General features: G+C 60.5%; 19 protein-coding genes and 2 tRNA genes. 4 read left to right on the top strand and 17 right to left on the bottom strand.

Translation table 11 applies throughout. From position 1 onward, the window contains the following. Positions 1-237 precede the first annotated feature (237 nt). The 4 genes from infC to uvrB all read right to left on the bottom strand — a co-directional run bounded on the left by infC (position 238) and on the right by uvrB (position 5,475). Positions 238-762 carry a translation initiation factor IF-3 gene (gene infC / locus AB6O04_RS01720; protein ID WP_337342730.1) on the bottom strand — a complete coding sequence of 175 codons (525 nt, stop codon included), beginning with the start codon at positions 760-762 and terminating at the stop codon, positions 238-240. Between the two features lie 65 nt (positions 763-827). Further along, a complete protein-coding gene (gene thrS, locus AB6O04_RS01715) occupies positions 828-2,729 on the bottom strand; it encodes a threonine--tRNA ligase (RefSeq protein ID WP_368561899.1) in 1,902 nt (633 codons plus the stop codon). A gap of 305 nt (positions 2,730-3,034) precedes the next feature. Further along, positions 3,035-3,109, bottom strand: a tRNA-Val gene (locus AB6O04_RS01710). Positions 3,110-3,456: 347 nt separating this feature from the next. Further along, on the bottom strand, positions 3,457-5,475 hold the full coding sequence (gene uvrB, locus AB6O04_RS01705; RefSeq protein WP_368561898.1) for an excinuclease ABC subunit UvrB: 2,019 nt from the start codon (positions 5,473-5,475) through the stop codon (positions 3,457-3,459). Between the two features lie 157 nt (positions 5,476-5,632). On the opposite strand from uvrB, the gene AB6O04_RS01700 reads away from it, so the two are divergent. After that, on the top strand, positions 5,633-6,208 hold the full coding sequence (locus AB6O04_RS01700) for a GspH/FimT family pseudopilin (RefSeq protein WP_368561897.1): 576 nt from the start codon (positions 5,633-5,635) through the stop codon (positions 6,206-6,208). Between the two features lie 97 nt (positions 6,209-6,305). Next, positions 6,306-6,382: transfer RNA gene (locus AB6O04_RS01695), tRNA-Asn, on the top strand. A gap of 63 nt (positions 6,383-6,445) precedes the next feature. Here AB6O04_RS01695 and AB6O04_RS01690 read toward each other — a convergent pair. Genes AB6O04_RS01690 through AB6O04_RS01665 form a run of 6 tightly spaced genes read right to left on the bottom strand, consistent with a single transcriptional unit; the run spans position 6,446 to position 13,345 of the window. After that, entirely contained in the window at positions 6,446-6,889 is a 444-nt protein-coding gene (locus AB6O04_RS01690) for a type IV pilin protein (RefSeq protein ID WP_368561896.1), read from the bottom strand. Between the two features lie 24 nt (positions 6,890-6,913). After that, on the bottom strand, positions 6,914-10,645 hold the full coding sequence (locus AB6O04_RS01685) for a pilus assembly protein (RefSeq protein ID WP_368561895.1): 3,732 nt from the start codon (positions 10,643-10,645) through the stop codon (positions 6,914-6,916). A 12-nt stretch (positions 10,646-10,657) separates the two neighbouring features. Further along, on the bottom strand, positions 10,658-11,239 hold the full coding sequence (locus AB6O04_RS01680) for a PilX N-terminal domain-containing pilus assembly protein (RefSeq protein ID WP_368561894.1): 582 nt from the start codon (positions 11,237-11,239) through the stop codon (positions 10,658-10,660). Continuing rightward, positions 11,236-12,246: a PilW family protein gene (locus AB6O04_RS01675; RefSeq protein ID WP_368561892.1), complete on the bottom strand. Its 1,011-nt coding sequence runs from the start codon at positions 12,244-12,246 to the stop codon at positions 11,236-11,238. The genes AB6O04_RS01680 and AB6O04_RS01675 overlap by 4 nt, the downstream gene beginning before the upstream one ends. Positions 12,247-12,260: 14 nt before the next feature. Beyond that, entirely contained in the window at positions 12,261-12,743 is a 483-nt protein-coding gene (gene pilV, locus AB6O04_RS01670; protein WP_368561891.1) for a type IV pilus modification protein PilV, read from the bottom strand. 14 nt (positions 12,744-12,757) lie between these two features. Continuing rightward, positions 12,758-13,345: a GspH/FimT family pseudopilin gene (locus AB6O04_RS01665; protein ID WP_368561890.1), complete on the bottom strand. Its 588-nt coding sequence runs from the start codon at positions 13,343-13,345 to the stop codon at positions 12,758-12,760. 165 nt (positions 13,346-13,510) lie between these two features. Between AB6O04_RS01665 and AB6O04_RS01660 the strand changes: the two genes are divergently transcribed. Further along, positions 13,511-14,533 carry a sensor histidine kinase gene (locus AB6O04_RS01660; RefSeq protein WP_368561889.1) on the top strand — a complete coding sequence of 341 codons (1,023 nt, stop codon included), beginning with the start codon at positions 13,511-13,513 and terminating at the stop codon, positions 14,531-14,533. A 58-nt stretch (positions 14,534-14,591) separates the two neighbouring features. Here AB6O04_RS01660 and ppnN read toward each other — a convergent pair whose 3' ends face one another. The 5 genes from ppnN to grxD form a co-directional block, all read right to left on the bottom strand. After that, the gene (gene ppnN, locus AB6O04_RS01655) at positions 14,592-15,974 is read right to left on the bottom strand and encodes a nucleotide 5'-monophosphate nucleosidase PpnN (RefSeq protein WP_368561888.1); all 1,383 of its coding nucleotides are present in this window, start codon (positions 15,972-15,974) and stop codon (positions 14,592-14,594) included. A gap of 124 nt (positions 15,975-16,098) precedes the next feature. After that, positions 16,099-19,356 carry a carboxypeptidase regulatory-like domain-containing protein gene (locus AB6O04_RS01650; protein ID WP_368561887.1) on the bottom strand — a complete coding sequence of 1,086 codons (3,258 nt, stop codon included), beginning with the start codon at positions 19,354-19,356 and terminating at the stop codon, positions 16,099-16,101. A gap of 272 nt (positions 19,357-19,628) precedes the next feature. Next, positions 19,629-20,231: a YhgN family NAAT transporter gene (locus AB6O04_RS01645; RefSeq protein WP_368561886.1), complete on the bottom strand. Its 603-nt coding sequence runs from the start codon at positions 20,229-20,231 to the stop codon at positions 19,629-19,631. Then, positions 20,228-20,974, bottom strand: a complete 747-nt coding sequence (locus tag AB6O04_RS01640; protein ID WP_368561885.1) for an SDR family NAD(P)-dependent oxidoreductase — start codon at positions 20,972-20,974, stop codon at positions 20,228-20,230. The genes AB6O04_RS01645 and AB6O04_RS01640 overlap by 4 nt, the downstream gene beginning before the upstream one ends. After that, entirely contained in the window at positions 20,971-21,291 is a 321-nt protein-coding gene (gene grxD, locus AB6O04_RS01635) for a Grx4 family monothiol glutaredoxin (protein ID WP_337342366.1), read from the bottom strand. Before grxD ends, AB6O04_RS01640 begins: the two co-directional genes overlap by 4 nt. A gap of 156 nt (positions 21,292-21,447) precedes the next feature. Here grxD and AB6O04_RS01630 point away from each other — a divergent pair, with 156 nt between their 5' ends. Then, positions 21,448-22,026 carry a Fe-Mn family superoxide dismutase gene (locus AB6O04_RS01630; protein WP_337342367.1) on the top strand — a complete coding sequence of 193 codons (579 nt, stop codon included), beginning with the start codon at positions 21,448-21,450 and terminating at the stop codon, positions 22,024-22,026. Positions 22,027-22,156: 130 nt separating this feature from the next. On the opposite strand, the gene AB6O04_RS01625 is transcribed toward AB6O04_RS01630, so the two are convergent. After that, complete coding sequence (locus AB6O04_RS01625; protein WP_368561884.1) at positions 22,157-23,296, bottom strand: 5-(carboxyamino)imidazole ribonucleotide synthase; 1,140 nt, start codon at positions 23,294-23,296, stop codon at positions 22,157-22,159. Then, positions 23,293-23,814 carry a 5-(carboxyamino)imidazole ribonucleotide mutase gene (gene purE, locus AB6O04_RS01620; protein ID WP_368561883.1) on the bottom strand — a complete coding sequence of 174 codons (522 nt, stop codon included), beginning with the start codon at positions 23,812-23,814 and terminating at the stop codon, positions 23,293-23,295. Before purE ends, AB6O04_RS01625 begins: the two co-directional genes overlap by 4 nt. Between the last annotated feature and the right edge of the window lie 4 nt (positions 23,815-23,818).

The following is a 23,818-nucleotide window of genomic DNA, read 5'->3' as shown; positions in this document are numbered from 1 at the left end:
ATAGGGGGGGGGGCCCCCCCCCGCTCCTACAATGCGAAGAGCCCTCAACGGCAAAGAGCGCCTTGCGGCGCTCCCCTTACCCCTAACGGTCGGCGTCAGCGGCCAGCGGCTCCCATGCTACCGATCAGCTCCAGCGCTGAAACTGAAAGAGCGCCTTACGGCGCTCCCCCACCCTTTACCCTCCCCCGCTAGCAGGGGAGGGGAACGGTCGGCGTCAGCGGCCAGCGGCCGCTGACATCATTTCTTTTTGGGGGCGATCATCATGACCATCTGGCGCCCTTCCAGACGCGGGCGGGACTCGATGACGATCTCGTCGCCCAGCTCGGCCTCGATGCGTGCCGCCATTTCGCGGCCCAGCTCCTGGTGGCTCATTTCGCGGCCACGGAAGCGGATGTTGACCTTGACCTTGTCGCCTTCCTCAAGGAAGCGCCGGATATTGCGCATCTTGATCTGGTAGTCGCCCTCATCGGTGACCGGCCGGAACTTGAGTTCCTTGATCTCGACCTGCTTCTGCTTCTTCTTGGCCGCGTTGGCCTTTTTCTGCAGTTCGAACTTGTACTTGCCGAAATCCATGATGCGGCAGACGGGCGGGTCCGCCTGCGGTTGGATTTCGACGAGGTCCATGCCCGACTCCTCCGCCAGTGCCAGTGCTTCGTCGCGCGACAGCACGCCGACCATTTCGCCGTCGGCGCCGATCACGCGCACACGCGGCACGCGGATTTCGTTGTTCTTACGGTTTTGCTTGTTGTCAGGGATGCTGATGTTGCAGTCTCCAAAGAGAATCGATCCGGCCCTTCTAGACCGGGACTGTCCTACGCGGCGTGCGTTTACACGGCCTGCTCACTACGCAAACGTTCGGCGAAGGCGGCGACGGACATTGTGCCTAAATCTTCACCGGAGCGGGTACGGACGGCGACAGCGCCGTTTTCCTTTTCACGGTCGCCGATGACCAGCAAGTAGGGGACTCGCTGCAGCGTATGCTCGCGAATCTTATAGCCGATCTTCTCGTTCCGCAAATCGGCGGCAACCCGGAAACCTTGATTTGAAAGGGTTTTCCGCACCTGCTCCACGTAATCGCCCTGGGCATCGGTGATGTTCATGACCACCGCCTGCTGGGGAGCCAGCCAGGCCGGGAATGCACCAGCATGGTGCTCAATCAGGATGCCGATGAACCGTTCCATCGAGCCCACAATGGCACGGTGCAGCATGACCGGGTGCTGGCGCTGGCTGTGTTCGTCCACGTATTCGGCGCCCAGGCGGCCCGGCATCATGAAATCGACTTGCATGGTGCCCAGCTGCCAGGTACGGCCGATGGCGTCCTTGAGGTGGTATTCGATCTTGGGGCCGTAAAAGGCACCCTCGCCCGGTAACTCCTGCCATTCCACCCCGCAACTGCGCAGCGCGGCGCGCAGGGCCGCTTCGGCCTTGTCCCAGGTAGCGTCATCGCCCAGCCGCGGTTCCGGGCGCAGGGCTATTTTGATCTGGATATCGGAGAAACCGAAGTCGGCATAGACCTTCAGCGCCTGCTGGTGGAACGCGGTCACTTCGGCCTCGATCTGGTCTTCCGTGCAGAAGATATGGCCGTCGTCCTGGGTGAAACCGCGCACGCGCAGGATGCCGTGCAGCGCGCCGGAGGGCTCGTTGCGGTGGCAGGCGCCGAACTCGCCGTAACGGATCGGCAGGTCGCGGTAGCTGTGCAGGCCCTGGTTGAACACCTGCACATGGCCGGGGCAATTCATCGGCTTGACCGCGTAGGTGCGGTTCTCCGACTCGCTGAAGAACATGTTTTCCTTGTAGTTGTCCCAGTGGCCGGACTTCTTCCACAGCGACACGTCCAGGATCTGTGGGCACCGCACTTCCTGGTAGCCGCTTTCGCGGTACACCTTGCGCATGTACTGCTCGACCACCTGCCAGATCGCCCAGCCCTTGGGATGCCAGAACACCAGGCCGGGGGCCTCTTCCTGCAGGTGGAAAAGCTCCTGTTGCTTGCCGATCTTGCGGTGGTCGCGCTTCTCGGCTTCCTCGATGCGCTGGATATAGGCATCCAGCTGCTTCTTGTCCGCCCACGCGGTGCCGTAGATACGCTGCAGCTGCTCGTTCTTGGCATCGCCACGCCAGTAGGCGCCGGAAATGCGGGTCAGCTTGAAAGCCTTCAGGAAACGCGTGTTGGGCACGTGCGGACCGCGGCACATGTCCACATATTCCTGATGGTAGTACAGGCCCATCGCCTGCTCATCGGGCATGTCTTCGATCAGGCGAAGCTTGTAGTCCTCGCCGCGGGATTTGAAGACCTCGATGACCTCGGCGCGCGGCGTCACTTTCTTGATGACGTCGTAGTCCTGGGCGATCAGCGCCTGCATGCGCTGCTCGATGGCGGCCAGGTCGTCCGGGGTAAACGGGCGTTCGCTGTGGATGTCGTAGTAGAAGCCTTCGGCGATGACCGGACCGATCACCATCTTCACGTCCGGGTATAGCTGCTTGACCGCGTGGCCGACCAGATGAGCGCTGGAATGGCGGATGATCTCCAGACCTTCCTCATCCTTGGGCGTGATGATGCGCAACCGCGCGTCGTGATCGATGACGTCGCTGGCGTCCACGAGCTTGCCGTCCACTTCGCCAGCCAAGGTCGCCTTGGCAAGACCGGCGCCAATAGACTGCGCCACCTGCATGACGGAAACGGGGTTTTCGAATTCTCGGCGGCTGCCGTCGGGAAGCGTGATGGTGATCATGGGCTAAAACCGGGAAGGGGGAATGGAGAATGGGGAATCGGTAGAGCAGAGCAATCAAGAAATCGAAGGGCACGCGCCGCATCCGGCACAAGAAGCTCTTACGATTTCCGACTCCCTATTCCCGATTCCCGCGGCGAGCAACGGGCACAAAAAAACGCCACGAGGGCGCCTGGCGTTGCAGTGCCTCGGGCAATACCTGATTTAGGCGATGGTAGTGCTCATGTCGCACGCTCGGCCGGCGTTTCCGCGGGCCACCTGGTGAGATGAAGATGGTTGCCGGACAACCGTGCCACGCTGTGAAAGCGTGGTGGGCGGTACAGGGTTCGAACCTGTGACCCCTACCATGTCAAGGTAGTGCTCTACCGCTGAGCTAACCGCCCGGTTTGCCCTTTGCAGGGGCGCGAATTCTACCTTGGCAGGCGCCGGCAAACAACCAGGATCAGCGAAAGGCAGCGACGGCGGCCCTGGACCGCGGACTTTCGGGCGCGCTTGACCGCGGCTCGCGCCTGTAGGACGCCGGAAACATCGCCCTTAGGTCCTGTCATTGGATCTCCCCCTTGTAAAGGGGGATCGAGGGGGATTTGCTTTTGCTTTGTGTAGTCGGCGGAGAGCAACTCCCCATATCCCCCTTTTTCGCTTTTAACAGCCGAATGGCTGGCCAAAAGGGGCAACAGCAACAAGCTCGGCTCGGTCCTATTCTCGACTCCCAATTCCCGGCTCCCGTCTATCAACCCGCCAAGCTGGCTTCCTTCAAGCGCTGGATCTGATCCCGGAGGCGGGCCGCGTCCTCGAACTCCAGGTCGCGGGCGTGCTGGTACATCTGCTGCTCCAGTGCCTTGATGCGGGCCACGGCCTGTGCGGGATCCATGACCTTGTATTCGGCCGACTCTTCCGCCGCCCGGCGGCTTTTGCCGCGGCCCTTGGCCTCGCCCGGCGCCTCGCTGCGGGCGCCCTCCATGATGTCCACGATGGGTTTGTGCACTGATTTGGGCGTGATGCCGTGCTCAATGTTGTACTCGACCTGCTTTTCCCGGCGGCGGCCGGTTTCATCGATGGCCGCCTGCATGGAACGTGTGATCTTGTCGGCATACAGAATGGCCTTGCCGCGCAGGTTGCGCGCCGCACGGCCGATTGTCTGGATGAGCGAACCGCTGGAGCGCAGGAAGCCTTCCTTGTCCGCATCCAGAATGGCGACCAGCGAAACCTCCGGCATATCCAGGCCTTCGCGGAGCAAATTGATGCCAACCAGTACGTCGAATTTACCCAGGCGCAGGTCGCGGATGATCTCCACCCGTTCCACCGTGTCCACGTCCGAGTGCAGGTAGCGCACCTTGATGCCGTGTTCGCTGAGGTATTCGGTCAGGTTTTCCGCCATGCGCTTGGTCAAGGTGGTGATCAGCACACGGTCGCCCATGGCGACGCGCGCGTTGATCTCCGACAGCACGTCGTCCACCTGGGTGCCCACCGGGCGGATTTCCACTTCCGGATCGATCAACCCGGTCGGCCGGACCACCAGTTCGACGATCTCGCCGTTGGACTCGCGCAACTCGTACGGGCCCGGGGTGGCGGACACAAAGATGCTGCGTGGCGAACGCCCTTCCCATTCCTCGAACCGCAGCGGCCGGTTGTCCAGCGCGGATGGCAGGCGAAAGCCGAACTCCACCAGCGTTTCCTTGCGCGAACGGTCGCCTTTGTACATGGCACCGATCTGCGGCACGGTCACGTGGGATTCGTCGACCACCAGCAGTGCGTCGGCCGGCAGGTAGTCGAACAGCGTCGGCGGCGGCTCGCCCGGCGCCTTGCCGGTCAGGTGCCGCGAATAGTTCTCGATGCCCGAGCAGTAGCCCACCTCGGCCATCATTTCGAGATCGAACTGAGTGCGCTGGGCCAAGCGCTGCGCTTCTACCAGTTTGTTCTGAGAATAAAGCTGTTCCAGCCTTTCCTTCAGCTCGATCTTTATGGTCTCGACGGCCGTCAACACACGCTCGCGCGTGGTGGCGTAGTGCGTCTTGGGGTATACGGTGTAACGCGGCAGCTTGCGCAGCGTTTCGCCGGTCAAGGGATCGAACATGGTCAGGCCTTCGACTTCACCGTCGAACAGCTCGATCCGCAATGCCTCCATGTCGCTTTCCGCCGGATGCACATCGATCACCTCGCCGCGCACGCGGAACGTGCCGCGCTGCAGTTCGTATTCGTTGCGAGTGTACTGCAACTGCGTCAGGTGGCGGATCAGATCGCGCTGATCGATGCGTTCGCCACGCGACAGAATCAAGCGCAAGGACAGGTAATCTTCCGGCGCACCCAGGCCGTAGATCGCCGATACCGTGGCCACCACCAGTGCGTCCGGACGCGACAGCAGGGCTTTGGTCGCGGACAAGCGCATCTGCTCGATGTGCTCATTGATGGAGCTGTCTTTTTCGATGAACGTGTCCGATGAAGGCACGTAGGCTTCAGGCTGGTAGTAGTCGTAGTAGCTGACGAAGTATTCCACCGCGTTGTGCGGGAAAAACCCCTTGAATTCACCGTACAGCTGCGCGGCCAGCGTCTTGTTGTGCGCCATCACCAGCGTGGGTTTCTGCACCGCCTGCACGACATTGGCAATGGTGTAGGTTTTGCCGGAACCGGTGACGCCCAGCAAAGTCTGCTTGGCTAATCCGGCCTCGAAACCCTGCACCAGTTTTTCGATGGCCTGGGGCTGATCGCCGGCGGGGGAATACGGGGAAACAAGCTGGAAGCGGTCGGTCATGGGGGCATCCCGAATGCGACCTGTGAGTATAGCTTCCGGAAGGATGACAACGACGTGCGTAGATTTCCTACGGGCGTGTGCGGGGCGTGCTTATGTCCTGCGCGGCTCCGACCGTGGACCCTGAACGCCCTCGTTCCCCTCCTCTTAGGACTAGTCCATGGGCAGGACGCCCAAGCGCTTTTCTTATGCCTGTTCGACCAGATCACCCCACCGAAGTCAGCGTGGCCTGACGCTGATTGAAGCGATAGTGACCATGACCGTGCTGGCCATCTGCACGGCTATCGCTATTCCCTCCTACCGCGCGCTTATCCAGCGACAGCGGGTCGATGCCACCATGCATTTGCTGACAGCGCATATGGCGTCGGCTCGGATGACTGCCATTACCCGCCGCAGCCCCACGGTGATATGCCCGTCCGATGGCCGCGGCACCTGTCGGCAGGATAGTGACTGGACCCATGGCTGGCTGATGTTCCTGGACCGCGACGGCAACGGCAAGCCAGACGACCCGCTCGACATCTTGCGGGACGAACGCGCCCCGAGCGATCCGGCCATGCGCATCTTATCCACCAGCGGCCGCAAGCGATTGCGCTACTTGCCGGACGGCAGGAGTACGGGTAGCAATCTCAGGGTGCGGTTGTGCTATGACGACCAGTTGAAAGGCGAGATCGTGGTTAACAATGCTGGCCGCGTTCGCAGCGCCCGCCCCAAGGGCGTCGTTCCCTGCGAATCCTGACCGCCGCACCAGTTTTGCAGTCGACCCGGATCAGCTTGAGGCCAGATTCAGGAACATCTTGCCCCTCCGCTTCGCCTCCCGCTACAATACGCGCCCCGCCCGAATAGCTCAGCCGGTTAGAGCACTTGACTGTTAATCAGGGGGTCGTTGGTTCGAGTCCAACTTCGGGCGCCAGATTTGATTGAACAAAAAGCCCGCAGCAATGCGGGCTTTTTGTTATCTGCGATCACTAACTTATCACCAGCATTCGTCCGCAGTGGCAGCGGTACCGCTCTCACCGCGCACGCCTTGCTGGTTGATCGTGAGGGTACCGCAAAGGGTGTCTTTGGTGGCCTGTACTCCCTGTGGGATCGCCTGCAAGGTGAAAGTTCGGGCTCCTGCCGCGCTAGCTAGCGGCACCACTTGATAGTGCGGGCGAACCTCATTATCACACTCAGCAATCGCTGGAGCGGGAACTGCGTTGTAGCTCAGATAAGTCGTGTAGTAGCGCTCCATATACTGTGCGCGCTCCTGCAAGCAGGCCGCTCCTGCGGCCCGCCGTGACTTGATGATCTGATCCTGGTAGCTGGCGTAGGCAATCGTGGAGAGGATCGCCACGATGGCCACCACGATCATCAGTTCCAGCAGGGTAAAACCTGCCACGCTACGGTTTCTGCTCGCCATATTGGGTGCGGTGCTCATCGTGTCCCCTGTTGTTCCGGTCCGTTAGTCCGCTACCACTTCCCGCCATGACACACGGGTAGGCAGGAGTACGGAAGAGTTTGTCTTGATAACGTGGCCCTGCGCGTTGTCCATGTTGGTCAACATCACGTCTCCGATGAAGATCGGATTGTTCGGACCACTCGGCAGTCCCAGTCCCGACGCCGCGTTTCCGTTGATCAGATCGCTGCTATTAAACGCGCCATCACCGTTGGTGTCGAAGAAAGATTGCGGCAGCCGGCCTCCTGTGAACGGATTGATGGCCATGACAAAGCCCCGTCCGCTGGGATCGCAAACATCCTCGGTATCCGGAATGCGGGTGGTGCCGATCAAGGTCAGCCCTTGGAAGATGTTGGGCACCACCATTCGTTCGCCTTCCGCGGTACTGCCCCCGGTAAGCAGATCCATGTACCAGCCATTGACGCCGGGCGCCGAGCTTTCGTCGATGACGCGCGCCCTGAAGCCATTGCCCAGATCAGCTTCTGCCGTGATAGCGATCTGCTTCAAGCCGGTCCGCCCGCTAATCGGCGATCCGCGATCAATGATGCCGTACCAAGTCTGTACCGCTTTACTGGAAAGGTCGTCACGGCTGAGATATTGGCCGGTACCGAAGAATACCCAAGTCTGTCCGCTGCTCGGATGTTTGGATACCATCGGCGTGGCGGAAATAGGTTGCTCAATGCCACTGTATTGAGCTTGGAACAACGCCGTTGCAGTGGGCGTTGAAGCCAGATTAGTGATCTTCCAGAGATTACCGCGCAGATCGCCTGCATAAACGGTATCGGCGAAGTCGGAAACGCCGGTATTCCATACGTTCACCGCGGTCATACCGTTATTGGTTCCTGCGCCGGTATTTACCGTGGTGACTGTGCCATTTCCAAGGCCAACCATGATCAGCTGAGCGGAATCACCAGTGCCGTTCGGTCCGTTTCCGATGAACACCCGCCAATCGCCATTGGCTACTTGCGCGATGATGGGCTTGCCCAACACATTGCCCAAGGCGGGAATATCGGTGGCGCTCTTCTCCCACAGGAACGTGATGTTGTCAGGATCCGTCACATCGAGCGCATACACGGCACGCCCCCCGCGCCCCATCGTACCGACCAGGATCGACCTCCAAGCATTATTGATGTATGCGTCGGCGACGGTGATATCGCCATCCACATAATAGCGATGCACATAATCTGGACTGGTGTACTCACGCAGATTAGTAACCGCAGCCGACGGAATGAAGGCGAAAGTTTCCTCACCGGTTCGCGCATCGAAACCATGCAACATGCCGTCGTTGGCGCCTACATAGATCACCGGCTTCCGCGATACCTGCGCCGTGACGAATGCACCGTAAGTACTGGAGCCAGTGAATTCAGTACCGTAGAACAGCCGGCCATTGGGCGCGCCCACATAAACGGGCTGCGAGTTGACGATGTCACCCAGAATGCTCTGGCGCGTGCGCAAGCTGCCCGCAGGCTGTTCGTTGCTGCGTTGGCCTCGCAGGTAATCCACCACCTGTTGCGAACCCAACGCAGTCGATTGGCTGCCGGTCAGGTTGCTATGGCGGAACTGCCTCATCGTGCCGCCACTATTGACATGAATGTCACGCGCGGCCCAGTCGATGTTCCCGTTGGCGTCTTTCGGGAACTGTGCACTAGCCACCCAGCTCTGAGTCAGTGCACCAGTCGTGGAATTGACGGCATAGGCCACCAGTTCACCGCGCCAGGACTGCGAATAGAATTGCGCCTGGTAGGTCATGGCGCCGGTTTCCAGCTTGGTGGTGTTCGACGCAAACGAGCCACCGGAACCACGGATCTCATCCATGATGTTCTCAAAAGCCTTGCGCAGGCTGGAGACCATCTTGTCCGCTTCGCTGGCGACATAGAAGTTGTCGGCCCGGCGGTAGGTGTTCGGTGTTGTGGTCACACCGCCATTGGCGCCGCTGGTCAGATAATCGGTGGTGTTGTGCCACCAAGCATTGTCCAGCGCTTCCGTACGGGTATATGGATCGAACCCGTTGGGCACGCGAAATCCGCCGTACTTGGCAGCCAGCCAGTACTGATTGCGTGCCCGCGGCTCAAGCACCTGATTTTCGCGCACGTCCACCCAGTGCGTTGATATGGTCTGCATGCCTTCGGTTTGCGGCAACTCAGCGTCGTCCGGACGGATATCGCGGGTGTGCGAGTCGTATGCCAAGCCGGCGATGTAGGCGGAATTCTGGCGTCCGGTGAAGGGATTCGTCAATGTACCCAGGCCCTCAAGATCAAACACCTTTTGGGTGGCTCGAACTACATCGACCGTCGTATCGTCCGTCACTGCCGTCGGTTTGCCCGGCTCGCCGTCGGTCGGAGTATCTGCGCCGGGAAGATTCTTGTCGCGGTGGGTATAGACGTCGCCAATACCCAGGATCACGTTGGCTTGGCAGCTGTATTTGATCGGGTCGTCCCAGGTGGTAATCACCGGAAACCCGTCCGCCAAACCGTATATGTCGCCCACCATATCGGAATAGGCCGAGACATTGCCCTGGTTCTTGAAATAACGCACGGCGGTGTAGTACAGCTCACTAACCGGGTCCAACGACTTGGGATTGTTGTTGGTCATCTGACCGAAGCGGTTCAGATAATTGATCACGCCACTGTTGCGGACTCCACCTCCGGTATTACTCGCATCTGTGGCATCAGGGTTCTCATATAACACCCCTGTCGCCGGGTCCCATTCTGCATTGTTGTTTGCCACCGGATCTTCATCCGGATAATTCAACAACGGGCCAACGAATTTCTGGCGTGCGCGCATAACGCCGCCATCGCGATTCCACGACGAGTCATTGAGATAGCCGAAAATGCTGTAGCGCAGACGATCCGAATATTCCTGGATAAGCCCTTCGGGCTTGTAACCCTGCGAATAACGCTTGCAGTTACTTTCCAGACCCACCGAAGCATTGCAAACCTCCACCCGCATGCTGACTTCATATACCGGCAGCCCATCAGGGCGGACTCCGTTCACAATGGTGTCGGTCAAGGCGTGGTCAGCCGGGTTATAGGCAACCACAGCAGTGGCGGGAGTATCCAGATTGCCATCGCGAGTGAAGTACATCTTGTTGTTCAGGCCGGCAATGCGGACCTTGAAAATGGACCATGCTGCTGGCGTGGCGCCATCGACCAGCGTGCTGTTGTCACCTGTCTCGGGAATGGTGCGATTCGGATACAGACCGAACCCAGGTGCATGGCGCGCCTTTTCCAGCCAAGTCGTCGTCGACGTGTCCTTGACACGATAGCCGCCGGTCAGCGCAAGCCGGAAAGGATCGATGGTCTGCGTGGCGGCCCAGCTGAGAAAGTTGCCGCTCCAGCGGTTGGCACCGACGCAGGTCCTGTTGTTCGTCAGCGCGATAGGCGTGAAATGACGCTCCGACTCGGTAGCTGACCAGACGTATTCGTAGCACTTGCCAGGATCGAAATAGCCCATGTACGAGCGACCGAGGTCGTAGGCGCCGATGTTCGCCTGGCTATGGATCGTGGGGTATTCCACCGACGGCACCAGCGCCAGGTTTCCTGGCACATCGTTGCCTACGTACAAAGGCGCCTGGGAAATCGCCACGGCCGAATCCGCCGGCAGCGAACTGAGCACCGAGAACGCACCTATCACCATGGCACCCAGCTTGGACAGATGACGTTGCATGAATGAGGGGCGGCGCTGCGGCATATCCATGGAAGTTGCTCCAGAGACGGTAGAACGATGAATCGCATTCATGATCTACGCTCCTTATTTGACGACGACATTCGATTGCAGGACGACCACGGAACGATCGCTACCGGAAGGGTTCTGGCTACGCGCAGTGATGCGGTAGAAATGTTGTAGAGGCACACCGCCGCCGCCGCCGTACTGAGCCGCATTAGCGCTGCTACCGAGTTTCAGGTCGTCCTCGTTGGTGTACTGGCCCATGTACTCGATGTAGTACTGAGGGGCTCCCGCAGTCAGCATTTGGATGTTGGTAGCGGCGTTCGTCCAGCAGTACTGGCCTGCTCCGGTGCACCCGGTGGTGCCGGTGGTTGCATTGATGGGAATCGAAGGGCAGATAGTGCCAGTGGTGGAACAGTTGAACCCGATGATGGCCCCGCCCAGAGCCGCGGTTTGTATCTGCGCCTCCGCATCGCGCAGCGCGGATTCAGCGGCCTGGAATGACAGGCTGCGATCGAACAGGTTCGCCGTCATCCGCTCTTCCAACAACGTCGTACGGATCAACGCCAGGCCCAACAACGTCATTATCAGCAGCAGTATCATCACGATGACGAGCGATACGCCCCGTTGAGTGCCTGCACCTAAGCGAGAAGCGGCCGGATTCATAGATTGCGATTCCTCAAGGTCACCACGTGGGCAACTTCACGCGTCAGGGCCGTGCCATCCACGTTGACGTTCTCTGTGCTTTGCAGCGTCAACACTACTCGCACTGCCGAAACCTGGTTCCAATTGGTAATGGCACTGGCGGGTACGTAATCAGCAGCCCCGGGGACCAGATATTCCAACTGCATGTTGTGCACACCTTCGGCGATTTCTTGCGCCTGCCTATCCGGCACACCGCCGGAATTGATCAGTTGCACCTGATAAAGCGAGCGCCGCTGCGGATTACTGCCGCTCACGCCGATATACCAGGCAGAAGCACGCAGACGTGCGATTACCGAATTGGGGCCGTAGGCATAAGGAGTACCGAGAGGGCCGCACACCGGCGGGTCCGCCCAGCCGAGCCCCTTGCTGCAGTTGCCAGGGTTTGTTGAGCCACCCGAATTGTGCACTACCGTCACATTGATACCGTTCTGTGCGCCGGTAATCTGGAAGATCGATGCCTGCACGAAATCGCAGACGATCGCGATATCGCCATCTTGCAGACCATGGTTCACAGTACTGACCTTGAACTGCGCCGAAGCCGGCTTGTGATCGACCACCGTGACTTCGCCTGGCGCGCCAGATCTCAGCTCGATTGCTTCGGTGCCATTCACGCGACTGGCTGCGGCGGTCCCGAACGTGGCACCGCCGAAAGCCTCAGTGTCGGTGTAGCCATGGACGCCCTCTCCCCATCCCGTGCCCCAAAAGCTGTTGGCTTGAAGCACATTGACGATGGGTACATTGCGGGAACACGGGCTGCCGCCAGCTTGGCGCAGTTCCCGCGCCATCAGCTCGTAGCCGACTCGAGCGTTTTCCTGCACGCGGCTCAGGTTGTCCGCAACCCTGAAAGCCTGCTTGTTGGAGATGAAAATTCCGATCGCGGCGCCGACCACCAGCAACCCCAACACCACGGAAATCATCAGTTCGATCAAACTGACGCCGGTAATCTTGCCGCGCGACGGAACACGCATCGATGCATTCCACTTCATAGACGGACTCGCGTTATGACCTGATTGCGGTCTGCATTGGTGTTTTGGCCGTTGGCAGCACGACTGTCGTCCCACTGGACGGTGATCTCGAAATTTTCGCCATTGCGGACGATGGTGCCGCAGGTGCCGGCATCGTTGCCCATGCTTCTTTGCATATCCAAAAACCATTGGCGCTTGTCGCTCTGCGCCAATGTGGCGCCACTCGGCGGCACCGTGGGTGTGGCGCAGGTGAGCCCCATGTCGTAATCGCCAGCCAATGCCCGTTCGCGATTGGCACGCATGGCATCCAGGATGGAATATGTCTGGATGGTCGCCTGCGTACGCTCCAACGAACTTTGGTTGTTGCGCAATGCGGTCGCCTGCATTGCAGCGATGCCTAATAGGCCAATACCCATCACCAGCACCGCCATGAGTACTTCGATGAGGCCGGCGCCGCGCTGGCGCCGTGGGCAGGAATGCAATCTGGAAACGCGGGGCATAGTGAACTCCTTACCTACGGACAGGCGCCAGCGCCATTGGCCGGACTACTGCTGATTCGGCTGCCAGTCGCGAGATTGACAATGCGTTGATTCTCGGCGGGTCGAGTTGTCGGGATGCAAACCGTCACAGCGTTGTCCTGGAGGGCGCCGGCAGCCGTGCGGGCCATGCCGTCGGCGCGGAAGGTGATGCTGGCGACCCCGCTGGTGACCCTCAACGGCGCCTTGACCCGGTTGACGCGGACGATTTCGGCCGCCTGGGGCGTACCGCTACTGTTGATGTCCACATAGGTAATCCATTGGGTCCATTGCCCTGCCGCTGCACACGAAGTGCCATTGGTACTCCGACAGATGATAGTGCGGCGGTTCTGTTTGATGGCTTCCGTTCGCGCCAGCTGCAGCGAGGCGACCACCTCATTCGCTTGGGCTGTCAGGCGGTTGCTATTGATGAGCGAGGTGAAACTGGGCGTGGCGAGCGTGGCCAGAATCGCCAGAATGGCGACTGTGACCAGCAACTCCAACAATGTGAAGCCTGCAGTCGTGGCAGACCGAAACGAAGTTCCATTGCCGGTCTGATGGCATACGGAACGAACCTGCGTAGGCATACGCCGCTTCCCCAATTGAGCGTCAGGCCACCTTAGGCTGGCCTCCACGGCTCCGCCAGTCAGGAGCCGATGGGCGGCCCAGCGGAAAGCGTCAACGGCTGCGGGGCTGCCATCCGGCCATGCGCCAAGGCATGATGCAGCCTCCAATACGGCCACCGGTCAGCAATGAAGCCAAGCGAGTCATCGTCTCCACTAGAGTCTCTCTGGCAGGCTCCCGTCATCATTTGGACGATGCTGGCCGGCGAAGGAGTGGCCGCGATACTGGCGCTGGCGCCGGGGGTTTCGGGTAATCGCTGGATCTCATTTGGAATCATTTCGCTGGTCGTCCAATGGGTCGGACTAGTGACCTTGGGCGTTTTGTATATCGGCCGCCGATGGCTGGCCCAAGCGCGCCCCTCCTACATTGCGTATCTAGCACTGATAATTTTGTTGTTGGCCGCGTGGTTGATTTTTGGGCTCGGCAGGCTGTTCCTGGGAGACATATGGCCGATGACACCGGAGCAAGTCCGGCAACTGTTTCTTCTAGTCACCGGCATCGCCGTGACAGTCGGCTTACTAGGTCTGGCCGCCTTCCAAAACCATTGGCGGGCGCGACAGCTTGCGGTTCGGGCCAAACAATCGGAACTCGAGTCGCTGCAGGCGCGTATCCGGCCGCATTTTCTGTTCAACACACTCAACACTTGTGCTGCACTGGTGCATCAACGCCCTGGCGAGGCGGAACGATTGTTGCTGGATTTGGCGGATCTTTTCCGTGCTGCCTTGGCCGGCCCTACGGAGATCGAACTGGCCGATGAGTTGGCCTTGGCGCAGCGCTATCTCGAAATCGAGGCGCTGCGCTTTGAGGATCGACTGCGGGTGGAATGGCGGCTTCCGGAGCCGCTGCCGTCGGTTCTCGTCCCTACTCTGTCCATCCAGCCCTTAGTGGAAAACGCGATCCGTCACGGCGTGGAATCCACCGTTACTGGTGGAGAAATCATGATCGAAGTGGCGACTACGGCTACTGCCGTCAGTGTGTCGGTGAGCAATCCGCTGCCTACCGCCCCCATTCTCAATGGACGTGGCCACCAGGTCGGACTCAGTTCGGTGCGCGCACGGGTGCAGGCTATGACTCAAGGATTGGGACAGTTGGAAACCGCTGTTATCGATGGCCGTTATGTTGCGACCATTACGCTGCCTCTGAGTCGATAGCAGAACGGCGCCAATCATCGGCGCCGTTCCAGTCTCACATACTACTGCGGGGCTTCGATCAGGCCAGCACTCGGTAACAAGGCTTGTACTCGCCCGCGATCTTCATGCGTCGCTGCTGCACAAAGGCACGTAGCAGCGCATCCAGTGCCTGCATCATTTCTGGGTCGCCGTGGATCTCGAAGGGGCCGAATTCTTCGATGCGGCGCATGCCGTCTTCCTTGACGTTGCCGGCGACTATGCCGGAGAAAGCCCGGCGCAGGTCCGCGGCCAGTGCATGCGCTGGGCGTCCTTGGTGGAGGTCCAGTGCGGCCATCGCTTCGTGGGTCGGCAGGAAGGGCTGCTGGTATTCCTCAGGAATTTCGATGGCCCAGTTGAAGAAGAAGGAATCCTTCTGCTCGATGCGGTATTCGCGCACGCGATGGATGCCAGCGGTCATCTTCTTCGCTACCGTCGCCGGGTCGCCGACGATGATCTCGTAACGCGACGCCGCAGCGTCGCCCAGGGTCAGGCGAATGAACTTGTCGATCTGTTCGAAATACGGCGCGGCGATCGCTGGCCCGGTCAGGATCAGCGGGAACGGAAGCGGTGCATTTTCTTCCCGCAACAGGATGCCCAGCAGATACAGGATTTCCTCGGCCGTTCCGACGCCGCCCGGAAACACGATGATGCCGTGGCCGATACGAACAAACGCCTCCAGGCGCTTTTCGATGTCCGGCATGATCACCAGATGGTTGACGATGGGATTCGGCGATTCGGCGGCGATGATGCCCGGCTCGGTGACGCCGATATAACGCGTATTACGGCGACGCTGCTTGGCATGGGCAATCGTGGCGCCTTTCATCGGTCCCTTCATCGCACCCGGGCCGCAGCCGGTGCAGATGTCCAGGCCGCGCAGGCCTAACTCATAGCCGACCTGCTTGGTGTAGAGATATTCGTCCCGCGAGATCGAATGGCCGCCCCAGCAAACGACAAGATTCGGATCGGCCGGCTTCAGGATGCGGGCATTGCGAAGCAAGCCGAACACCGCGTTGGTGATGCCTGCGGAAGATTCCAGGTCGTCCGCGTATTCGGGGCCCAGTTCGATGGCGGTATAGGCCAGGTCACGTACCACCGCGAACAACAGTTCGGCGATGCCGCGGATGATCTCGCCATCGACGAAAGCCATCGCCGGCGCATTGAGCAGGTCGATTCGGACGCCACGATCCTGCTGCAGTACCTGGATATCAAAATCCGGGTAATGCTCACGCGCCGCGCGCGGATCGTCCGAGGCGCTGCCGCTGGTCAGTACCGCCAACGCGCATCGGCGCAACAACTCGTGCATGCCGCCCGCCGACGCATCACGCAAACGCGCCACTTCCGTGCGCGACAACACATCCAGTCCCCCGCGCGGGTAAATCCGCGCGTTCTGCACCGGCAACGCCCTCGATGCCGCGTCATTCATATGCTTTTCCTGTCTTTTCATCACTTAGATCAGCGACTTTAGCGCAGTCCCGGGGACAAGAGAATCAGGCAAAAAAACGGCCGGGTTGCCCCGGCCGTTCGATTGCAGCATTCCGACGCGAAGATCAGAACTTGTAGCGGAAGCCCAATTGCACCGACCACTGCGACACGCCGGTGTTGAAACCGTCGGCGTCGCCGTTGGCTACCGTTGGCGCGTCCGGGTTGGTGAACGTGTACACATACTGGCCGTTATAGATGCCCGGCGAGGACAGCACGCGCTGGTTGGCGAAGAAGCCGTAGTCGTAGATGTGGCCCCAATCCTTGTTGATCAGGTTGCCCACGTTCTGGATGTCGAGCCAGATTTCGGACTTGTGGCCTTTGAAGAAGCCCGGCAACTCCTGCGAGAAGCGCACGTCGAAGGTATTGATCCAATCCGCACGGCCGGCGTTCTGCGGCGTGGTGCCGCCTTTGTAACGCGACAGTTCCGGCTTATCGTTCAGCCACTCGAAGAACGCGGTTTCCATGGCCGGATTGGCCGTGAACACACCGGTGCTGCTCAGCGTGCCGAACAACACATCGCCCGGGCCAGACGGCACGTAGAACAGGTCGTTGGCGCTGCGGTTGTCGCCGTTCACGTCGTTGAAGTAGACGTAACTGAAGGGACGGCCGCTACGGCCTTCATACACCAGGCCGATCTGGGTCTTGTAATCGCCGAAGAAGCTATGCTGCCAATTCAAGGTACCAAGGATGCGGTCGCGAATCTCGTAGCGCGAGGTCGCCAGGTTTTCTTCGTTGGCGTCGAACAGGTAGGTGTAGTTCCAGCCCGAGGTCGCGGTGGAACTGGTCAGGCCGGCGACTTCCTTGGCGTTGGTGTAGGTGTAATCCAGGCTCCACGACCAATCGCTCTCGCTGGTCCACGGCTTGTCCAGGCCAACGGTGAACTGCTGGCTGTGGCCCTTGTCGGTGGTATCCAGCAACAGTACGGAGTCGAAGCTGCGGTTGCGATTGGCGCGGTTGTTGGACGAACTCCACGATCTGTTCAAGCCGGAGGTGCCATAGAAGATATCGCGGCCGTCCTGGCCTTCCATGGTCGGATCGCCCAGGTTCAGATTGCGATACAACAGCGCGCTCTTGACTTTGGTCACCAGGATTTCGGCGGAGGCGACGATGCCCTGCCACGGCAGTTCATGCTCGAACGCCAAGTTGGCCTTCCACACCGACGGCTGCTCGAAATCCGGGCTGACGAAGTTGACGTTTTGCCGTGCCGCGGTCGGATTGGCGGGCACCGGCTGGTTCAAGCCATTTCCATTGAAAGGCAGATCGGTCCACGGGGTGGGATTGTCGACCGGGTCGTACTCTTCCGTGTACTGGATGTAGTTCAGGCCAGTGGTGTTGTAGGCGTTGCTGAGCCATACCTGCGGCGATTCGCCCTGGAACAAACCGAACCCGCCCCGCAACTGGGTGGGACGCTCGCTGTCGAAGGTGTAATTGAAGCCGAAACGGGGCTGCACCAGCCAGTCGCCGCTCAGCACCCGGCTGTTGTCGTAGCCGAATGCCGCTTCCGCGCCAGCGTTATAGGTCGGATTGACGTTGACGTCCGGCTTGTCCGCGCGCAGGCCGAACGTCAGGGTCAGATTGCTGTTGACGTACCACTGGTCCTGCACGAACAAGCCATACGACTTGTACTTGTAGGCCGCGGCGATCGAATCGAAGCCTTCGCCCGCCTGCGGGGTGCGCAGATTGTAGGTGCTCCAGCGGCCGGCGGCGAAGTTATCCAGGCCGTAGAACTCGTACACGCCATACAGCTGCGGGCCGTAGATGTTGTAGATGTCGTTGGTGCTGTAATCGGCACCGAACTTGATGTCGTGATCGCCGAACGTCAGCGTACCCGAACCGAAGGCGTTCCAGGTTTCCGTATACAGCTCGTTCTGGTGCGAGTTGACCTCGGTACCCAGCCACAGCGAGTCACCCGACAGGTCGTCTTGGGCGCCTTCGAAGTAGACACGCACGCTGGGGGCATTGGTCGGGGTCTCACGAACCGCAGAGTAGTCGCGGTACGACACCTTGAATTCGGTGGAGAAATTGTCGGTCCAGTCGCTGAACAACTGGCCGACATAGCTTTCGACCGACTTCACGTGCTGGTACCAGTACGAGCTCAACGAGATCTGGCTGCTATTGACGCCGTTGACGCGTAACTTGCTTTGTTCCAGATTGCTGTAGCGCAGGCTGGCGCGGTGGTTGTCGTTGATGTTCCAGTCGATCTTCAGCGCGTACTCTTCCAGATCAGTGTCGCCCGAACTCTCCAATCCGCCCGCATTGAACCCGTAACCGTTGGCGATCTCCTGAGCGCGGGTGATATCTCCCATGTCGATCACTTCATCGGCAGGGTTGGCCGCAGCGCCCAGGTCCAGCGCACTACCGGCGATATTCGCACCGGGTGCGGCCTGCTTGAACTTTTCGTAATTGGCGAAGAAAAACAGCTTGTCCTTGACCAACGGACCACCGAAGGTGACGCCGTAGGTCTCTTCCTTGGTGAAGCCGTTGAACGCAGCACCGGTCGGGTCATCGCCGAACCACTCACCGTCCCGGTAAGTGCCATAGACGGAACCATGGAATTCGTTGGTACCCGACTTGGTCACCGCGTCGACCACCGCGCCGGTGGCACCGGTGATGGTGACGTCATAGCTGGCCAGGTCGATGTTGATGGCTTCGATAGCGTCCATCGCCACCGGCTGGCGGCGTGTCGGCATGTTGTTGCCTTCCAAACCGAAAGTATCGCTGGCGGATACGCCGTCGATGCGAATGGCGTTGTAACGCGGGTTCTGGCCGCCGGCACTGATGCCGCCTTCGGCGCGGTTGACATAGGCCACGCGCGGATCCAGGCGCATGTAGTCCTGGACATTGCCGTTGATGGACGGCAGCGCTTCGATCGTCTGACGAGTGATGTTGGTGCCGGTACCCATCTTGGTTGCGCTGAACACTTCCGAGCCGCCGGTGAAACCCACGGCGGTGACGGTTTCCAGCGTGGTCATGTCGCCCGTCAACGCGGCATTGACGGTGCCGACCTGATTGACGCTCAAGTAGATGTTTTCTTCGGTCTTGGTGCCTTCGCCGGGCTTGGTCACCGTGATGCTGTACGGGCCGCCGACGCGCAGACCGCGGGCGTTGTAGCGACCGCTGGCATCGGTGGTGGCGCGGCTGACAGTGCCGGATTCGGTATGGGTAATGACGACCTCGGCGCCGACGACGGGCTGCCCTTGGTTGCTGGTCACCAGACCGCCGACACCGGCGGAGGTGCTCTGTGCGAACACGGGAGCGGCGGCAAGCGCAGCGATGAGGCCAAGGCTGAGCTTGGACATCCGGAGACGGCGGGATTGGTTCATTGAGTAAACCTCAGTACGAGTTGGCGTGGCGAAGACAGGCGGACAAGACAAACGCGTGTCGCGGACCCTTGAGGGTCTGCTGGCTCTGGGTATTTCCGGGTTCCCTTAGCCCACGCGGACCGCCGCGTAAGGTTAATAACAGGTTAACACGATAGGACCATTTTGTGACCGCCATGTGACGAAAATCTCGCACTGCAGCAAGGTCCAAATGAGCACCGGCCACCAGTTCCATGCTCCACGCCGGCCCGGACTAAGCCGGGGCAATTGCAAGGCTAGATATTGGGCGGGGACAGCTTGAGGTAGGTCCCGACGCCGTCCAGCACCATCTGCACGGAAATGGCGACCAGCAGCATGCCCATCAGCCGCTCCAATGCGGTCAGTACCCGCATGCCCAGCCACCGGTACAGCAATGTGGCGGAGAACAGGATGGCGGCGGTGCCACACCAGGCGATCACCAGGGCCAGGCTCCAGTCACCCAGGCGGGTCGGTTCATTGCTGCCCATCAGCATGACGGCCGCCATGCCCGAAGGCCCCGCCACCAGCGGGATTGCCAGGGGCACGATAAAAGGTTCGCCGTCTGGGATCTCGCCCATCAGGCCTTCCGGACGCGGGAAGATCATCCGGATACCGATCAGGAACAGCACGATGCCGCCGGCGATGGCCACCGATTCCTGGCGCAGATGCATCATGTCCAGCGCGTATTTGCCGCCCCAGAGGAATCCCATCAGCACAATCAATGCGATCAGCAGCTCGCGCGCCAGCACGATGCGTTGGCGGACAGGCGCCAGCGGTTTCAGCACGCTCAGGAAAACCGGGATGTTGCCCAGCGGGTCCAGGATCAGGAACAGCAGCAGCGCTGCCGACAGGATGGTCACGCCCGAACCGTCCAGATCTGGCCCCGATGTCCGCGGCCGGCAGATGACAGCAAAGTGACACAGGCGTCGGCGTAATCGGCCGGATCGCGGGTCTGGATATCCTGATCGTCGGCATAGGCTCGGGCACGCAACGGGGTCCGCATAGGTCCTGGTTGCAGCGCTGAGACGCGAACCGGCGAATTGGCGAGTTCGGCGTGCAGCATGCCCATCAAAGCCGCCAAGCCGTGTTGCGCCACTCCGTATCCACCCCAATAGGCTTGGCTCACACGAGCGCTATCGTCCAAGGTGAACACCAAGGCGGCATCAGTGGATTGCTTGAGCAGCGGCAGGCAGGCTTGGGAAAGCCAGTAAGGCGCGGTCAGGTTGACATGGATCGCGCGGGCGAAAGCGGCCGGGTCGGTGTGCTCCAGCGGCGTCAGTCCACGAAATTCGGCAGCACAGTGCAACAGGCCATCCAAGCGACCCAATTCCAAATGCAGACGGTTAGCCAATTCGGCGTAATCATCGGGCGAAGCGCCTTCCATATCCAAGGGATAGATCAGCGGTTCGCTGCCGACCTGCGCCAAGGCATCGTAAACGCGGTTCAACTTGGGCACTTTGCGCCCCAACAGCACGACGGTGGCGCCGGCTTGCGCGCATGCGCGCGCGGCCGCTGCACCCAGACCGCCATGCGCGCCGCTGATCAGCACCACGCGGTTGTCCAGCGCACGCGTTGCCCGCGTCGGCAATCCGATCAGGCTCACTGCGGCAACGCTTCCAACACGATGCGCTGCAGCTCGCCCGATTCGAACAATTCCAGCGTGATATCGCAGCCGCCGATCAGTTCGCCCTGGATGAAAAGCTGCGGGAACGTGGGCCAGTTGGAGAAGCGCGGCAGATTGGCGCGAATCTCCGGCTCTTCCAGCACGTTGATGGTGTAAAGCTCGTTCGCGCCAGCGGCTTTCAGTGCCTGCACGGCACGGCTGGAGAATCCGCACATCGGGAATTGCGGTGTGCCCTTCATGAAAAGGACGATGGGATGGCCTTCTACTTCGGCCTGGATGCGTTCCATCACCGGCATGCTGTTTTCTCCTACCTTGACGGATTGCCAACCGTCGTCGGGTACACTTTCGGCCTGCCCCGCCAAGCGAGTTCGGCGGGGGCCGTATTGTAAGCCCTGCGCGTCGCCACGCCGACGCCCATCCTTGAAACCGCCTAGCGTAAGGAAATCCCAGCCATGGCCATCGAACTCCCCCCCCTGCCCTACGACCGCACCGCGCTTGAGCCGCACATCTCCGGCGAAACTCTCGATTTTCACTACGGCAAGCACCACAAGACCTACGTGGATAACCTCAACAAGCTGATCGAGGGCACCGAGTTCGCCGAAATGCCGCTGGAAGAGATCGTGCGCAAGTCGCAGGGCGGCATGTTCAACAACGCAGCCCAGGTCTGGAACCACACCTTCTATTGGCACTGCATGAAACCCAACGGTGGCGGCGAGCCGACCGGCAAGTTGGCCGAGATGATCAACAAGGCGTTCGGCGATTTCGCCAAGTTCAAGGAAGAATTCACCAAGACCGCCATCGGCACCTTCGGCTCTGGCTGGGGCTGGCTGGTGCAGCGTCCGGATGGTTCACTGGCGCTGGCCAGCACCTCCAATGCCGTCACGCCGCTGACAGGCGAAGACAAGCCGCTATTGACCATCGACGTGTGGGAACACGCTTACTACATCGATTATCGCAACGCGCGTCCGAAGTACGTGGAGTCGTTCTGGGCGCTGGTCAACTGGGATTTCGTGACGTCCAATCTGCGCTAAGCGGTACTGGTTCGCAGCGGATCAAAAAAACGGCCGGGAATCCCCGGCCGTTTTTTTTGGTCATCGAAATCTGGTGGGAGTGGTGTCGGCATGCTGGCGCCACCCCTACAGGGAAAGCGCACAGCGCACGCTACGACAGGCGCTCCACTACCGGGATTACCTGCGATTCGCGCCCCAAGGCAGCACCGATGCGTCGAAGTGTGTTTGCAAGATCGGCGGCGGCGTCCGTCCGCAGCGTTGCATGTCCCACTTTTCGGCCAGCGCGCGGTTGCTTGCCATAGTCGTGCCAATGACCGCCAGTCTCGTTGAGCACCGCCGTGGATACAGGCATCTGACCGATCCAGTTGAGCATGCACGCATGGCCCAGCGCCTGGGTCGAACCCAACGGCAACCCCAGCACGGCACGCAGATGATTCTGGAACTGCGAAGTCTCCGCGCCTTCAATGGTCCAATGGCCGGAGTTGTGCACGCGTGGCGCCATTTCGTTGGCCAGCAGCTGGCCGTCACGATAGAACAGCTCCAGCGCGAACACGCCCACGTAATCCAGCGATTCGGCCAGATTCTTCGCGTATTCGTAAGCTGTCGTCGCCAACGTGGCATCGACCGTCGCTGGTGCCAGACTGGCCGACAGCACACCGTCTACGTGCCAGTTTTCGGTCAGCGGCCAAGTGCGGAATTCGCCATCACGACCGCGCACAGCGACCACCGATAACTCGCGTTCAAAAGGAATGAACGCTTCCACGATCAATCCCACCGTCTGCGCCTGTGCACCCAGCGCTTCCCACGCCGCGTCGACATCATCGGGCGTCTTGATGCGGAACTGCCCTTTGCCGTCATAGCCCAGCCGGCGCGTCTTGAGAATGCAGGGGCCACCGATGCGGCTGACTTCTGCTTCCAGTTCCAAGCGTGTGGCGACTGCAGCGAATTCGCCCACTGGAATACCCAGACGGCGAAACAGGCTTTTCTCGACCATCCGGTCCTGTGCGACGGCCAGGGCGCGCGGGTTGGGAAAAACGGGAACACGCTCCGCCAGCCACTCGGCACTCTCGGCCGGTACGTTCTCGAAATCGAAGGTGGCGACATCGATCTTCGATGCGAATTCCGCCAGCGCGGCTTCGTCGCGGTAGTCACCCACCAGCAGTGGAGCAAACTGGCCAGCGCAGGCGTCCGGCTCGGTATCCATGACCAGAAAGCGCAGGCCCAACGGTGCGCCGGAAAGCGCGAGCATGCGGGCCAGCTGCCCGCCGCCCAGAATGCCGACGGTGGTCATGCCGGCAAGCCAGCTGGCTGGCGAGGATCGTCGTTGGCGGTGACGTCGTCAGTCTGACGTGTGCGGAAGGTTTCCAGCGCAGCCCCGATAGCCGGATGTGCCGTCGCCAGCATGGCGGCGGCGAACAGCGCCGCGTTCGCCGCGCCTGCGTTGCCGATGGCGAACGTGGCGACAGGAATGCCAGCGGGCATCTGCACGATGGATAGCAGCGAATCCATGCCGTTCAGTGCCTTGGACTGCACCGGCACGCCCAGGACCGGCACGGCGGTCTTCGCAGCCAGCATGCCCGGCAGATGAGCCGCGCCACCGGCACCAGCGATGATCGCGTGCAATCCGCGCTTCGCTGCCGATTCGGCATACGAGAACAACACGTCCGGCGTACGGTGCGCCGACACCACTTTCACTTCGTAGGGAACCCCCAGCGCATCGAGCTTCTGCGCGGCGTGCTGCATGGTTTCCCAGTCGGAGCGGGAACCCATCACGATACCCACCAAGGGGCTGGACGAATTGGCGGTCATGGCC

Origin of the sequence: Pseudoxanthomonas sp. UTMC 1351 (assembly GCF_040948865.1) — a bacterium.
Classification (GTDB): Bacteria; Pseudomonadota; Gammaproteobacteria; order Xanthomonadales; family Xanthomonadaceae; genus Pseudoxanthomonas_A.
Note: the sequence above shows the minus strand (reverse complement) of the source record. Positions and strands in the feature narration are given on the sequence as shown.

Coding starts and splice junctions, on each gene's coding strand:
- purE (WP_368561883.1), bottom strand. CDS start 23,814: ATGACCGCCAATTCGTCCAGCCCCTTGGTGGGTATCGTGATGGGTTCC.
- AB6O04_RS01660 (WP_368561889.1), top strand. CDS start 13,511: ATGAAGCCAAGCGAGTCATCGTCTCCACTAGAGTCTCTCTGGCAGGCT.
- AB6O04_RS01650 (WP_368561887.1), bottom strand. CDS start 19,356: ATGAACCAATCCCGCCGTCTCCGGATGTCCAAGCTCAGCCTTGGCCTC.
- AB6O04_RS01680 (WP_368561894.1), bottom strand. CDS start 11,239: ATGAATCCGGCCGCTTCTCGCTTAGGTGCAGGCACTCAACGGGGCGTA.
- thrS (WP_368561899.1), bottom strand. CDS start 2,729: ATGATCACCATCACGCTTCCCGACGGCAGCCGCCGAGAATTCGAAAAC.
- ppnN (WP_368561888.1), bottom strand. CDS start 15,974: ATGAATGACGCGGCATCGAGGGCGTTGCCGGTGCAGAACGCGCGGATT.
- AB6O04_RS01685 (WP_368561895.1), bottom strand. CDS start 10,645: ATGAATGCGATTCATCGTTCTACCGTCTCTGGAGCAACTTCCATGGAT.
- grxD (WP_337342366.1), bottom strand. CDS start 21,291: ATGCCGGTGATGGAACGCATCCAGGCCGAAGTAGAAGGCCATCCCATC.
- AB6O04_RS01700 (WP_368561897.1), top strand. CDS start 5,633: ATGGGCAGGACGCCCAAGCGCTTTTCTTATGCCTGTTCGACCAGATCA.
- AB6O04_RS01690 (WP_368561896.1), bottom strand. CDS start 6,889: ATGAGCACCGCACCCAATATGGCGAGCAGAAACCGTAGCGTGGCAGGT.
- AB6O04_RS01675 (WP_368561892.1), bottom strand. CDS start 12,246: ATGCGTGTTCCGTCGCGCGGCAAGATTACCGGCGTCAGTTTGATCGAA.
- uvrB (WP_368561898.1), bottom strand. CDS start 5,475: ATGACCGACCGCTTCCAGCTTGTTTCCCCGTATTCCCCCGCCGGCGAT.
- AB6O04_RS01630 (WP_337342367.1), top strand. CDS start 21,448: ATGGCCATCGAACTCCCCCCCCTGCCCTACGACCGCACCGCGCTTGAG.
- AB6O04_RS01665 (WP_368561890.1), bottom strand. CDS start 13,345: ATGCCTACGCAGGTTCGTTCCGTATGCCATCAGACCGGCAATGGAACT.
- pilV (WP_368561891.1), bottom strand. CDS start 12,743: ATGCCCCGCGTTTCCAGATTGCATTCCTGCCCACGGCGCCAGCGCGGC.
- AB6O04_RS01625 (WP_368561884.1), bottom strand. CDS start 23,296: ATGACCACCGTCGGCATTCTGGGCGGCGGGCAGCTGGCCCGCATGCTC.